The organism is Parvibaculum sp. (assembly GCF_039973015.1).
In the GTDB taxonomy this organism is placed as follows: Bacteria; Pseudomonadota; Alphaproteobacteria; order Parvibaculales; family Parvibaculaceae; genus Parvibaculum.
The window spans coordinates 167,149-180,474 of record NZ_JBDWLT010000003.1; the positions used below are offsets into that span (position 1 = coordinate 167,149).

Below are 13,326 nucleotides of genomic sequence, written 5' to 3' on the forward strand. Positions count from 1 at the left end.
AAGCGGACATCTACTCCCCGGTCGTGTTCTCGAACAGGCGGTCGAGCCCCCTCCGTTCGGACGGGTTATACCCCGGGGCCCTCTCCGTGTCAGCGCCGGAATCGGGGGCGGTCTGCCGCGGTGCTGCCGGGGCGGGCGCGGCTTCTTGACGCGGCGCCGGGGCGCTCTGCCGGGGAGCCGGGCGGACCGGCTCTTTCGTCTGCTGCTTCGTGGCGCCGTTGCCGGGTTCCGGCGCCAGCGAAAAGAGCAGGGCAGCCGTATTCTCGATGGTGGGCCGGGTCTTTGCGTTGCGTATCCAGTCCGGCTGGTCGTCCGGGTCGGGCACCAGCCAGGCGAAGAAGAGATAGGCGATGGTCACGATCAGCAGGCCGCGCGCCAGTCCGAAAATGAAGCCGAGCGTCCGGTCCAGAAGCTCCGCGCGTTCATGCAGGTCCATCAGCCCGCCGGTCCAGCGCGAGGTCAGGGCCGCGCAGATCGCATAGGCGACGATGAAGATGCCGACGGCGGCAATCACGGCCGCAAGCCAGGGCGGCGATATCACGCCGCGCAATACCGGCGTTAGATAGGGAAAGAGCCACAGCGCTGCAAGGGCGCCAACCACCCATGCGATGATCGAAAGCACTTCGCTGGTAAAACCGCGCAACAGCGCCAGCACGCTGGAAACCAGCAATACGCCAATGACGATGAGGTCGAAAAGCGTCAAAACTCTCTCCCGGAAACTCGGTTCAATTCTATCACATATCCCCGGCGCGGCGTCCCTTCGAGCCCTTTTGCTCTTCCGTCGCCAGACAGGCAATAAGACCCGCAAGATCCGAAATTTCCGTGAATTTCAGGCCGGCTCCGCTGCGGCCTTTGCCCGCGCCTGCGGGCAGGATTGCCCGCGTAAAGCCGAGCTTTTCCGCCTCTTTCAGCCTCGCATCCATCTGGCTCACCGGGCGCACCGCGCCCGACAGGCTGATTTCGCCAAAGATCACACAGTCGCTGGGAAGCGGCGTCCCGGTGATCGAGGAAATGAGCGCCGCCGCAACGGAAAGGTCCGCAGCGGGCTCGTTGATTCGCAGCCCGCCCGCCACATTGAGGTAAACGTCCTGCCCCGCGAGCGACAGGCCGCAGCGTGCTTCGAGCACCGCCAGCACCATGGAGAGCCGCCCGCTGTCCCAGCCGACAACGGCGCGCCGCGGCGTGCCGAGTGTGCTTTGCGCCGTCAGCGCCTGAATTTCGACGAGTACGGGCCGCGTTCCCTCGATCCCGGCGAAAACCGCCGAGCCGCTCGTGCCCCCGTCGCGTTCGCCCAGAAAGAGGGCGGAGGGGTTCGGCACTTCGGCCAGCCCAAGCTCGCCCATCTCGAAGACGCCGATCTCGTTTGCCGGGCCGAAACGGTTTTTCACCGCGCGCAGGATGCGGAACTGGTGTCCGCGCTCGCCCTCGAAATAGATCACAGCATCGACCATGTGCTCGACCACGCGCGGCCCCGCGATCTGGCCTTCCTTGGTCACATGGCCGACAAGAATGACCGCCGTATTGCTCTTCTTGGCAAAGCGCACGAGCTCCTGCGCCGAAGCCCGCACCTGGGACACGGTGCCGGGCGCGCTGTCCAGATTGTCCGCCCACATGGTCTGGATCGAGTCGATGACGACAGCGTCCGGGGCCTTATGGCCTTCGAGCGTCCCGATGATGTCTTTCAGGTTTGTCTCCGCGCCGAGCTGCACCGGCGCTTCCGCGAGGCCGAGCCTGCGTGCCCGCATCCGCACCTGTGCAATGGCTTCTTCGCCCGAAATATAGACGACCGAATGGCCCTTGTTCGCGAGCGCCGCCATCGCCTGCAAGAGCAGCGTCGATTTGCCGATGCCGGGGTCGCCGCCAACGAGCAGGGCGGAACCGGGCACCAGTCCGCCGCCCGTCACCCGGTCGAACTCGCCGACGCCCGTCACATAGCGCGGCGGCTCCGCGCTCTCGCCGCTCATTTCCACGAGTTCGATTTTGCGGCCCTTGCCCTGCAGTGTCTTCGCTGCGGGCCCCGCGCCCACGCCGCCGGCCGCGCCTGCCTCCTCGACGATGGTGTTCCACTCGCCGCAAGCTTCGCAGCGCCCCGCCCAGCGCGGTGTCACCGCGCCGCAGGACTGGCAGACGAAGGTACGGGATTGGCGGGCCATGAGTTTCCTTTGAGGTATCTAACAGAACGGCAGGGGATATTTGAAGCGCTTTACTGCTTGGAAATGTCAGCTTTGCAGAAAGCGCATTTGCGAGCTGGCCAAATGGATTGAAAAAAGAAGCGCCTTTCATACAGAGACTTGCCGCAAACTTGGCATCTGAATTTGCTGACGTTGATCAATTGCCATGCTGCGGCAACAAGGAAGGCCGGCCCAACTACCAGAATTCCCCCTCCCACAAAAAAGCCGACGACGAAAGCACCCACCAAAAAAACGATTAGGAATACGCTTGATGCAAGAGCCTTTCGTCTCATCGTGGCCTCAACTCACATTGCCGGAGGTTAGCCGCAGGACTGACAGACGAATGTGCGGGATTGGCGGGCCATGCAATTATCTCCACCTCCCCCTTGCGGGGAGGTCGAACGGCGAAGCCGTTCGGGTGGGGGTCAGGGCTTCAGCACTTCCATCTGGATCGGTCCGTCCGCGCGCCCGTGGATGAACTGGTCGACATAATCATTGCCGCTATTGTCCACTTCCGCGCGCGAGCCCGACCAGATGATCTTGCCCTTGTAGATCATGGCCACCTTGTCCGCGATCTTGCGCGCGCTCGCCATGTCATGCGTGATCGAAAGCGTCGTCGCGCCGAGATCCTTCACGCTGTCCACGATGAGGTCGTTGATCACGTCCGCCATGATCGGGTCGAGCCCTGTCGTCGGCTCGTCGAAGAAGATGATCTCGGGGTCCGCCGCGATGGCGCGCGCAAGGCCGACGCGCTTCTGCATGCCGCCCGAAAGCTCCGCCGGGTAGAGTTCGCCCACTTCCGGCGCGAGGCCCACCTTGGCGAGCTTCTCCATGGCGATGTCCTTCGCCTGTTTCCGCTTCATCTTGCGGCCCTGGATGAGGCCGAAGGCGACATTCTCCCAGACGGGCAGGCTGTCGAACAGCGCCGCGCCCTGAAACAGCATGCCGAACTTGCGCAGAACCTTTTCGCGCTCGCCCGTATCCATCTTCAGCACGTTCTTGCCGTCGACGAAAATTTCGCCGCTGTCCGGCCGGATGATGCCGAGCACACATTTGATCATCACCGATTTGCCGGTGCCCGAGCCGCCGATCACGACGAGGGACTCGCCCTTCGGTACGGTCAGGTTGATCCCGTCCAGAACGACCTTCTTGCCGAAGCGTTTGTGGACGTTCCTGAGTTCGATTTTTGCTTCGCTCATGGCCCGCCTCAATTCGCAAACAGCAGCGACGTCATGACGTAGTTCGCCGCAAGGATCAGGATGGAGGCCGTCACCACGGCATTTGTCGTCGCGCGGCCCACGCCCTGCGCGCCGCCCTTCGAGTTGAAGCCGTGGAAGCAGCCCATCACCGCAATGATGAAACCGAAAACCGCTGCCTTGATGAGGCCGGAGGTCACATCGTCGAGCTTCAGGAAGTCCGCCGTATTCTTGATGTAGACGCCCGCATTGAAGTCGAGCGATCCGGTCGAGACCACGAAGCCGCCCATGATGCCGATGATGTCGGCGACGAACACGAGCAGCGGCAGCGTGATGACGGCGGCGACCACCCGCGGCACAACGAGATATTTATGCGGGTTGGTCGAAAGCGTCGTCAGCGCATCGATCTGTTCGGTGACGCGCATCGTGCCGAGTTCGGCGGCGATGGCAGCCGAGACGCGGCCTGCCACCATCAGCCCGCCGAGAACGGGCCCGAGTTCGCGTGTGATGCCGAGCGCGACGATGGTCGCGACGATCGATTCCGAATTGAACGAGTTGCCGCCGTAATAGATTTGCAGCGCCAGCGCACCGCCCGTGAAGAAGGCCGTCAGCGCCACCACCGGCAGCGAGAAATAGCCGATCCTCAGCATCTGCTGCGCCACCAGCCGCCAGAAGAAGGGCGGCCGGAAGATATGGCTCACCGAGAGCCAGATGAAGCGCGTCAGCGCGCCGATTTCGGCAAGTGTGCTGAGCACCACCCGCCCGATGATCGCGAAGACGTTCACGCCTGCCCCCTGCCTTCCTTGTCTCTCTTGCCGTTCGGTCCGGGAATGTATCGCCGCATGTAGCGCCTGCCCAGTGCTGTCAGAATTTCATAGCCGAGCGTCCCCGCCCGAAGCCCCACATCGTCCACGGTGACGTGGGGGCCGATCAGTTCTGCCATGTCGCCGCGTTTCACGGCGCCTTCCGGCAGGCTGCTCACATCCACCGCCACCATATCCATAGAGACACGGCCCGCGATGGGGCAGGCCGCACCCCCGATATGTACCACGCCGCCCGATTCGGGCCTCGCCCCGGACGACAGCGCCCTGAAATAGCCGTCGGCATAGCCCGCGCCCAGGATCGCCACGCGCCGGGGCGCCCCGCCCGCGTTCCATGTGGCGCCATAGCCGACGGTCTCGCCGGGCGCGACCTCGCGCAGCGCGATCACCCGCGCCTCCGCGCGAACCGCCGGGCGGAAGGGGTTGGCGCGCCCCGTGAACGGATTGCCGCCATAAAGGCTGACGCCGGGCCGGACCAGCCCGAAATGATAGTCTTGCCCGAGCCATATGCCGCCCGAGTTCGCCAGGCTCGCGACAGCGCCCGGAAAGCGCGGCCCCAGCCGTTCCCATATCTCGCGGAAGCACGAAAGCTGCTTCGCATTCTGCGGATGGGCCGCATCGTCCGCGCAGGCAAGGTGGCTCAACACCAGCGAAATCTCCAGCCCGGCCGTCTGCGTCTCGTCCTGCGCCAGCATCGCCGCATCGGCGGCACTCATGCCGAGCCGGTTCATGCCCGTGTCGAAATGGAGGGCGGCGGGGAGCGTCCCGGTCACTTCGGGCCCGGCGTCCCGCCACTCGGCGAGCTCCGGCAGTGAGGCCAGCACGGGCCGCAGCCGCGCTCTGGCGTAAAGTCCCGCCGTGCCGGGAAAGAGCCCGTTCAGCACATAGATGATCGCGTCAGGGATGGTTTTATCCGCCAGCATCTCTCTGAGCGCCGCGCCTTCATTGGCGTCCGCCACGAAGAAGGTCCGGCACCCCTCGGCGGCCAGCCGTCTGGCCACCGGCCCAAGCCCCAGCCCATAGGCATCCGCCTTCACAACCGCCGAGACCTCGGCCCCTGCCGCCTGCTTCTTCAGCATGGCGTAGTTCGCCGCCACCGCATCGAGATCGACGGTCAGGATCGCGCCTGCTGCGGTCTCCTGCGCTGCTTCACTCATATCGGGTGTCTTCATGGGGTGTGACGTATCGGGCAGGGCGCCTGGCCCTCCGGGCCGCTTGTCGTTCGGTTCCCGCGGATCATAGCGGATCGCGGATGAAGGGGAAGTTGCTGAAAAACTGGAGGGTTAATGAGGCAAAATTACGTATCGCGCCCGGGGCGCCGCGTGTCGTTCCAGCCCGCACGAAAATGATTTTTTTACTTTGCGTACCAAATGGAGACGCACACGAATACCGTACAGAGCTGGTGTGAAACGGCTGCAACCTAACCCTTGAATCGTGTTTTCTGGGAGAACTTCTTAATGTTATCGGCCGACACTCGGAGTGCCTTTGGAGGGCGCTCTGATGTTTCGGATTTGGGAGGGGTTTTCGCGGCCGATGAAGCTGGCCGCCCTGTTCGTCCTGGGACTGGTGGTCTGCGCCACCGTCGCGGGGCCCGTTGCCGCGCGGGGAAGCCAGGGCATCGAGACCACGGCCACAGAGAGCCTTCCCGAGAAAGGCTCTTTGACCCTCGGCACCGGCTGGCGCGTCTATCGAGGAGAGCTTGTGACGCCGGCGCATTTCGCAGCAGGCTGCGATGCCGGCATTGAGGGGCTGACGCCGGAGAAAGTCTCGCTTCCCGATGTCTGGGGGCCGGCACTTACCACGGATGTCTCAACGGGGTACGGCGTCGCCACTTACTGCCTCGACCTGTTTCTTCCCTACACGTCCCAGTTCCTCGCCCTGTCGATGGGCACCACGCGCTCCGTCTACGCGATCCATGCGGTCTCGAAGGGGCGCTACGGCGAGCTCAAGCTGCAACTTCTCCATCGCAACGGTAATCCCGCCGATGCCGAACATCTCGTCGCCGTCAATCCGACCGCGCCGGTCATCGCGCTGCCCGACGGTCTCCGCGATTTCCGCCTCGTCGTTCAGCTCGCCAATTATGTCCACAAGCAGGGCGGCATCGTCGACGTGCCGTCCGTCGGCTTCCTGCAGAAGATGGATTCCATGCAGCGCCGGGCGAGCGCACTTCCCACGGCGCTTGGCATGGTGCTGCTCATCGCCGCCCTTGTCGCAATCGCCGTCGGCCGCTCCATCGGCAATTCCCGCGGCCATTTCATCTTCGCCGCGCTTTGCGCCGCGTCCGCGCTGCGCGTCTTCCTCGTCAGCAACCTCGTCTGGGATTACCTGCCGGCCTTCCCGGAAGCGCGCAAATACGATCTCGAATATCTCTCCCTCTTCCTGATCGCGCCCGCTTATTACGCCTTCATCTGCTATCTCTTCCGTGAGGGCAGGGTGATCTGGATCGACAAGTTCATCTATGCCATCTCCGCCGCCTTCTGCCTCTTCGCGCTTTTCATCGCCCCCTTCCTGGCGCCGGGTACGATCACGCTGCTGCGCGAGCCCTTCCAGCTTCTCTGGGGCGTCATCGTCGTCGCGGTTGGCGGCATGATCCTGCGCACCCTGCTGACGGAAAAGGAAGCCCGCAAGGACGCGCTCATCGTTCTTCTCGCCGCGATGGTCTACTTCGTCTACGAAATCCTTTCGAGCATGAAGGTCATCGGCTCGTCGATGGAACTCTCGAATTTACTGGTTCTCTTCGTCACGGCGCTTCACGCCCGTGCCTTCGTGCTCAAGTTCCGCCGCGTGGAAAGCGAGCGCGACGTGCTGCATGGAAATCTCGTCGAGGCCAATGCGGTTCTGGAAGCGCGTGCCGCAGATCTCAGCTATGCGTTGATGCAGGCCGAAGAGGCCTCGCGCGCCAAGTCCGAATTTCTCGCCACCATGAGCCATGAATTGCGCACACCGCTCAATGCCATCATCGGCTTCTCCGAAACCATGAAGCTCGAAATGTTCGGTCCGCTTGGCCATGCCAAATACGCAGACTATGCGAGTCACATCAACGGTTCGGGTGCCCATCTTCTCGATCTCGTCAGCGATATCCTCGATATCTCCCGCGTCGAATCCGGCACCGATACGCTGGTGGAAGAGGAGGTCCGGGTCGATGCCCTTGTGCGCGAGGTGTTCGACACGACGAAACAGAAGGCCGACAGCGCGGGCGTTGCCTGCCGTCTCGACGCGCCCTCCGGCCTGCCGCCTGTCTTCGCCGACGAGCGCAAGCTTCGCCAGATCGTCACCAATCTCGTCGGCAATGCGATCAAGTTCAACGTCGAGGGCGGCGCCATTACCGTCAGTCTCGACGCAACGCCCGAGGGCTTCGTCATCGCCGTCGCCGATACCGGCATCGGGATCGCCAGCCGCGACATCCCCAAGGCGCTCGCCCGCTTCGGCCAGGTCGAAGACCAGTTCGCCCGCAAATATGAAGGCCTCGGCCTCGGCCTTTCCATCGTGCAGGCCCTCACCGATCAGCATGGCGGCTTTTTCACCATCGAGAGCGAACCGGGGCGCGGCACCACCGTCACCGTCACACTGCCGCCCGAGCGCTGCCTCTCCGGCCGGCTCACGCAATCCGCCTGATGCCGCCAATCTGACGCCGCCAGCAAGATCCTCTCTGGCTGTTGCCCCGGCGGCGGCGAAGGTCATAATCGGTCTTTGATGCCAATGGCGGACGGGAACCCGATGCAAGGCGGCTGGATGGATATGAACGAGGCCGCACGCGCCGCGGAAACATGGGCGAACACCCATCTCTTCAGCTGGCCCGCGCTGCTTCAGCTCGGTCTTCTCCTCCTTGCGGTTCTTGTTGCACTGGCGGTGCGCCGTCTCGTCGTGCCGGGGCTCGCGCGCTTCACGGCGCATGGCGCGGGCAGGCTCCGCTTTCGCGAGCCGCTGGCCGAGCCCATTGCGCGGCTCCCGGTTCTCATCCCCGCGCTGGCGGCGATGCTCTTCGTCTGGTTCGTCTATGGCCTGCGCGAGCCGTTTGGCATCGAAGGCGAACTGCTGCGTATCGCGGGCAATCTGCTGACGGCCTGGGTGGTGATCCGCTTCGTCACCGGCTTCATCCGCCAGCCCGGCTGGGCTTCCTTCATCGCCACTTTCGTCTGGCTCGTCGCGGCGCTTGCGCTTCTTGGCTGGCTTGTCCCGTTCTACGCGCTGCTCGACGCCGCCGCCTTCACGGCGGGCGATTTCCGCATTTCCATTCTCGGCATCGTCAAAAGCCTGGTGCTGTTCGGTGCCTTCCTTCTCATCGCCGGCTTCCTGCTGAAGCTTGCCGATGCCCGCATGGCCCATCTCGAAGGTGTCACGCCCGCCGCCCGCCTTCTCATCTTCAAGATATTGCGCATCGCCGTCATCGCGGCGGCGGTCGTCGTCGCGCTCACCACGGTTGGCGTCGATCTCACCGCGATTGCCGTCTTCTCCGGCGCGCTCGGCGTCGGCCTCGGCTTCGGCCTGCAAAAGGTCGTGTCGAATCTTCTCAGCGGCATCCTGCTGTTGCTCGACCGTTCGCTGAAGCCCGGCGACGTCATCGAGGTCGGCGATGCCTATGGCTGGATCGAGAAGATGGGCGGGCGCTATGTCACGGTCGCGACGCGCGACGGCAAGGAATATCTGATCCCGAACGAAGACCTCATCACCCAGCAGGTGATCAACTGGTCCTATACGGATCGCGCCATCCGCCTGCGCGTCGGCGTCGGCATTTCCTATCGCTCCAATGTCCGCACCGCGATGGAACTCATGGCAAAGGCCGCCGCCGCGCAGCCGCGTGTGCTGGAAGACGAGCTGCACAAGCCCGTCGTCCGCCTCCTGGGCTTTGGCGATTCATCGGTCGATCTCGAATTGCGCATCTGGGTGACCGACCCTGAAAAGGGCACGGTGAATATCGCCAGCGACATCCGCCTCGCGATCTGGGATGCCTTCCACGAAAACGGCATCGAATTCCCCTTTCCCCAGCGCGACCTCCACATTTCCTCCGCCCACGGACTGGAAAACCTCGCCGACCGCTTTGCCGGCCGGGGGAAAGAGGAAGGGTCCTGACGTTCCATTCAACGTCATTGCGAGCAAACGCACGGCGTGGCTTCCCACCCTCCCCCTGTGGGAGGGTCAAAATTTGCATCGCAAATTTTGGGGAGGGGTAAGCGGCGGCTTATGCGCTTGACGCTCTCCCCCGTCGTCATCGCGAGCCTCGCTCCGCGTGGCGCGGCGATCCATGAAGCTTTACCGTGTTGCCGCCCGCCGCACCCCGGAATAGCCTTGCCGAAAGGACAGATGGGGCAGGGGAGTGAAAGATGAGATTGGCGCGAATGGTTGCGGCGTTTCTTCTTGTCTCGTTTCTCTCGGCGTGTGCGGAACCCGGAACGAAAAGCGTAAGCGCCGAAGTTGCGGAATTCTGCCGCCCGTCCTCCACGGCACTGGCCGAGCCGCTCGACCCGGCGTCGCCCCGCGATGCGGCTGTCGCCACCCGGTTCGGCGAGGTCTGCAATCTGTCCCGGATGAAGGGCCTGCGCTTCGACACCGATGCCGCCGCCTATGAGTGCCGTCTCTCCCTTCTGCGTTTCGATCACGCCTTCTTCGAAGAGCAGGGGGAGGAATATCAGCGGCGCCGGATCGAAGAGGAACAAGGCAGTCCTTATTTCGACGAAGCGGAATTCAGGGCGATGATGAAGAAAGAGCGGACTAAGGCCCGCAATCTCCATGACAAGCTGCGCGACGCCTTCGGTTTCCCCGTCGCATTGAGGAGTTTTCATCCGGCAGCAACGAACGCGGATGATCTGATCGAAGGGCAATATGCCAGAGACAGGGAAAAGCAGGGCTTCGGTCTTCCGCTCGCCATCCTGGCTTTCTATCAGTCGGTAGGTGTTTCGGTCATTCTGCTGACGGACGACGGAGCATCCTTCGACTACGTCCTGTCACGCGAAGATTTCGATGAACGTTTCCGCGAAGTGGAGTCGCTCGCGGGGGCAGCGAACCTGCTCTATCTCAAGAAGGAGCTTGGCTTCGTCATCGACGAAGCGCCGGACAAGCGCGCAGTGTCACTGTGTGAAGCCGGAGATGCGACCGCCGAGGCGGAAGGCTGGACCTTCGAGGGCGTGAATCTTGCGGAGAATTGCGGCCTCGGCGAAATTCGCGATATTCGCGTCACGCGAAGCGGTGAGATCGATGCTGTAACGACCGGCACCACGAATCCGGGTATTTGCTACGATTGAGCAGCAGGTGCGCTGGATGCACCGCACCATCCAACCCCACAACTGTCATCCCGGGATTCATTCCCGGGACCCACTCGCAGCGCCCCTTGCCGCAGCATCGGCGTTCACCCGCCACACTCTCCCCACACCCGTCATCGCGAGCCTCGCTGCGCGAGGCGCGGCGATCCATAGGAAGACCGCTGCAACCCGAGAGGCCCGATGGATTGCTTCGTCGCGCAACTGCGCTCCTCGCAATGACGTTTGTTGTTAGCCGTCACCACACCTACAGATGTCATCCCGGCGCAGGCCGGGACCCATTGGTTCCCTCAGCAAGGGCGATTGTATTCGACGTGAGCGCCACCCGCTTCATCCAAAGCTGTGGCAGGATGCATGACTAGCTTCAATGCTTGCTGATCGCTACGGGGGAGGGAGAAATGTCCGCCAAGGAACCACGGAGACTGAAAACTGTCCTGCGCAGGTTTACAAACCTGGCCTCGCTTATCCACGTTCTTCAGACACAGAAAATCACTTTGCTGAGTCCAGCATCTTGGGACGATAAGAATGACGCGCATTTCATGGCGGAGTATAAGCAAAAGATCGACGCGCAAACTGTCCTGGCGCTTTGTTTCACACAAAGTCAGGAAACATATCATCACTGGCGAGTCTTTTCCGGCGGTCCAGATGGCGTGTGCATCGACTTTCTCCGCAAGCCGCTAATCAAAATGCTGGAGGACACAGAAGGCGTCACGGCGCAGTATATGAACTACAAAATGTTGGGCGATCTTAAGAGCGTTCCCAAACTCAATGCGGCCGAACTTCCTTTCCTGAAGCGTGCGCCATATGTGGATGAAGTGGAGTATCGGGCAGTCTATGTAAATAGGAATGAGCTCCTCGGCTCTCTTGATCTCGAAATCGATCTGAACTGGATCAAGAGCATTACGCTCAGTCCATGGATGCCTATAGTCCAGAAAGCGTCGGTCGTAAGCACTTTGAGATCAATTCACGGATGCGAAAAACTGAAGATCGTCCGCTCGACTCTAATTGAAAATTCGACGTGGCGAGGGATAGCGACCAACGCGAGGAAGGATTAGGAACTAGTGATGTCTAGCGCCCTCTACTCAAAATCCTCCGTATGCACCTGATCCAAATCCGAGAACCTCGTCACATCCGCCTGGAACTGCAGCTTGACCGTCCCCGTGGGCCCGTGGCGCTGCTTGCCGATGATGCATTCGGCGAGCCCGTGCACGCGCTCCATTTCCTCCTGCCACTGAAGATGTTCGGGCGTGCCCTCCGTCGGCTCGCGCCGCGAGACGTAATATTCCTCGCGAAACACGAACATGACCACGTCGGCGTCCTGCTCAATGGAGCCCGATTCTCGCAGGTCCGATAGCTGCGGCCGCTTGTCCTCGCGGTTTTCCACCTGTCGCGAAAGCTGTGACAGCGCCAGAATGGGCACGTTCAGCTCCTTCGCCAGCGCCTTGAGCCCGGTCGTGATCTGCGTCACTTCCTGTACGCGGTTGTCGCCGAACTTGCCGGAGCCCGCCAACAATTGCAGATAGTCGATCACGAGAAGCCCGAGGCCGCGCTGGCGCTTCAGCCGCCTTGCGCGCGCCGCCAGCGTACCGATGGTCAGCCCGCCCGTATCGTCGATATAGAGCGGGATGCTTTGCAGGTCGCGCGCCGCGTCGACCAGATGGTGAAACTCGTCCTCGTGAATATTGCCGCGCCGGATCTTTTCCGACGGTACGCCGGATTGCTCCGCCAGCAGACGGGTGGCGAGCTGTTCGGCCGACATTTCGAGCGAGAAGAAGCCCACAATCGCGCCGTCCTTCGCCGTCACGCTGCCATCCGCGTGGTGCTCTGCCTTGTAGGCTTTCGCCGCCGAGAACGCGATGTTCGTCGCCAGCGCCGTCTTGCCCATGGAGGGGCGTCCCGCAAGGATGACGAGGTCGGAGGGTTGCAGCCCGCCCAGCCGGTGGTCGAGGTCGCGCAGGCCGGACGAAATGCCGGAAAGGCCGCCGTCGCGTTTATAGGCTTCGGCCGCCATGTCGATGGCGACTTTCAGCGACTCATGGAAGCTCTGGAAGCCGCCCTCATATTTGCCCTGTTCGGCAAGCTGGTAGAGCGCCTGTTCCGCGTCGAGGATCTGCGCGCCCGGCGTGTCGTCCACCGGCGCATCGAAGGCGCGGTTGTGAATATCGGTGCCGACCGTGATGAGCTCGCGGCGGATGGCGAGGTCGTAGATCGTCCGCCCGTATTCCTCGGCGTTGATGATGGTCGTTGCCGCGCCCGCGAGCCGCGCCAGATATTGCGGGCCGCCGATCTCGGCCAGCGCCGCGTCGCGCTCGAAGAAATTCTTCAGCGTGACGGGAGAGGCGAGGTGCCCTTGCGTGATGAGCTTCGCCGCCGCTTCGTAAATTCGTCCGTGTACGGCATCGAAGAAATGTGTTGGGTCGAGGAAGCTCGCAACCCGGTCATAGGACTCATTGTTCACGAGCATCGCGCCAAGCAGCGCCTGCTCCGCATCGATGTTATGCGGGGGCACTCTGTATTCGGCGGGGGAGCCCTCGTCATGCGAATGAGCGTCGGGCATCTGGGAATAGGCGGCGGTGGTATTGTCCATGGGCACAAGTTCTAAACGAAGCGGCCGGGCGGTGGCCTTCAAATGCGGGGATATTTCCGCTCGTCCCCAGCTTTCTTCTCCAGACCCTGTGGGTAACTGTGGAGATTTCCGGCAAGCCGTTGAAATCAATAAGCTTTGCCGAAGGAGAAGCTGTGGATGGCTTCGAGTTTACTATGAGTCGGGCACGAAGCGCCTTGCCAGGCATCGGGCTTGTGGCCTTGTCCCGCAAACCGGGGACAAGGGGCAGGCGAGGGCCGGGTGAGCAGGGGCGAATAGGGGGGTGAACGGGGGCCGGGC

General features: G+C 62.6%; 10 protein-coding genes. 4 read left to right on the forward strand and 6 right to left on the reverse strand.

Annotation, left to right across the window (positions count from 1 at the left end):
- Positions 1 to 10: 10 nt before the first annotated feature.
- The 5 genes from ABJO61_RS02605 to alr all read right to left on the reverse strand — a co-directional run bounded on the left by ABJO61_RS02605 (position 11) and on the right by alr (position 5,345).
- Positions 11 to 703, reverse strand: coding sequence for a CvpA family protein (locus tag ABJO61_RS02605; RefSeq protein ID WP_348326955.1), 693 nt, complete (start codon positions 701 to 703; stop codon positions 11 to 13).
- 31 nt (positions 704 to 734) lie between these two features.
- Entirely contained in the window at positions 735 to 2,153 is a 1,419-nt protein-coding gene (radA, locus tag ABJO61_RS02610; protein WP_348326958.1) for a DNA repair protein RadA, read from the reverse strand.
- Positions 2,154 to 2,596: 443 nt separating this feature from the next.
- Positions 2,597 to 3,370: an ABC transporter ATP-binding protein gene (locus ABJO61_RS02615; RefSeq protein ID WP_348326961.1), complete on the reverse strand. Its 774-nt coding sequence runs from the start codon at positions 3,368 to 3,370 to the stop codon at positions 2,597 to 2,599.
- Positions 3,371 to 3,378: 8 nt separating this feature from the next.
- Complete coding sequence (locus ABJO61_RS02620) at positions 3,379 to 4,152, reverse strand: ABC transporter permease (RefSeq protein ID WP_348326964.1); 774 nt, start codon at positions 4,150 to 4,152, stop codon at positions 3,379 to 3,381.
- Entirely contained in the window at positions 4,149 to 5,345 is a 1,197-nt protein-coding gene (gene alr, locus ABJO61_RS02625; RefSeq protein WP_348326967.1) for an alanine racemase, read from the reverse strand. Before alr ends, ABJO61_RS02620 begins: the two co-directional genes overlap by 4 nt.
- Positions 5,346 to 5,721: 376 nt before the next feature.
- Between alr and ABJO61_RS02630 the strand changes: the two genes are divergently transcribed.
- The 4 genes from ABJO61_RS02630 (at position 5,722) to ABJO61_RS02645 (ending at position 11,497) form a co-directional block, all read left to right on the forward strand.
- Positions 5,722 to 7,803: an ATP-binding protein gene (locus ABJO61_RS02630; RefSeq protein ID WP_348326970.1), complete on the forward strand. Its 2,082-nt coding sequence runs from the start codon at positions 5,722 to 5,724 to the stop codon at positions 7,801 to 7,803.
- A 117-nt stretch (positions 7,804 to 7,920) separates the two neighbouring features.
- Complete coding sequence (locus ABJO61_RS02635; RefSeq protein ID WP_348326973.1) at positions 7,921 to 9,258, forward strand: mechanosensitive ion channel domain-containing protein; 1,338 nt, start codon at positions 7,921 to 7,923, stop codon at positions 9,256 to 9,258.
- 251 nt (positions 9,259 to 9,509) lie between these two features.
- Positions 9,510 to 10,427: a hypothetical protein gene (locus ABJO61_RS02640; RefSeq protein ID WP_348326976.1), complete on the forward strand. Its 918-nt coding sequence runs from the start codon at positions 9,510 to 9,512 to the stop codon at positions 10,425 to 10,427.
- Positions 10,428 to 10,840: 413 nt separating this feature from the next.
- Positions 10,841 to 11,497, forward strand: a complete 657-nt coding sequence (locus tag ABJO61_RS02645) for a hypothetical protein (protein WP_348326979.1) — start codon at positions 10,841 to 10,843, stop codon at positions 11,495 to 11,497.
- 23 nt (positions 11,498 to 11,520) lie between these two features.
- Here ABJO61_RS02645 and ABJO61_RS02650 read toward each other — a convergent pair whose 3' ends face one another.
- Positions 11,521 to 12,999, reverse strand: a complete 1,479-nt coding sequence (locus ABJO61_RS02650) for a replicative DNA helicase (protein ID WP_348327110.1) — start codon at positions 12,997 to 12,999, stop codon at positions 11,521 to 11,523.
- Between the last annotated feature and the right edge of the window lie 327 nt (positions 13,000 to 13,326).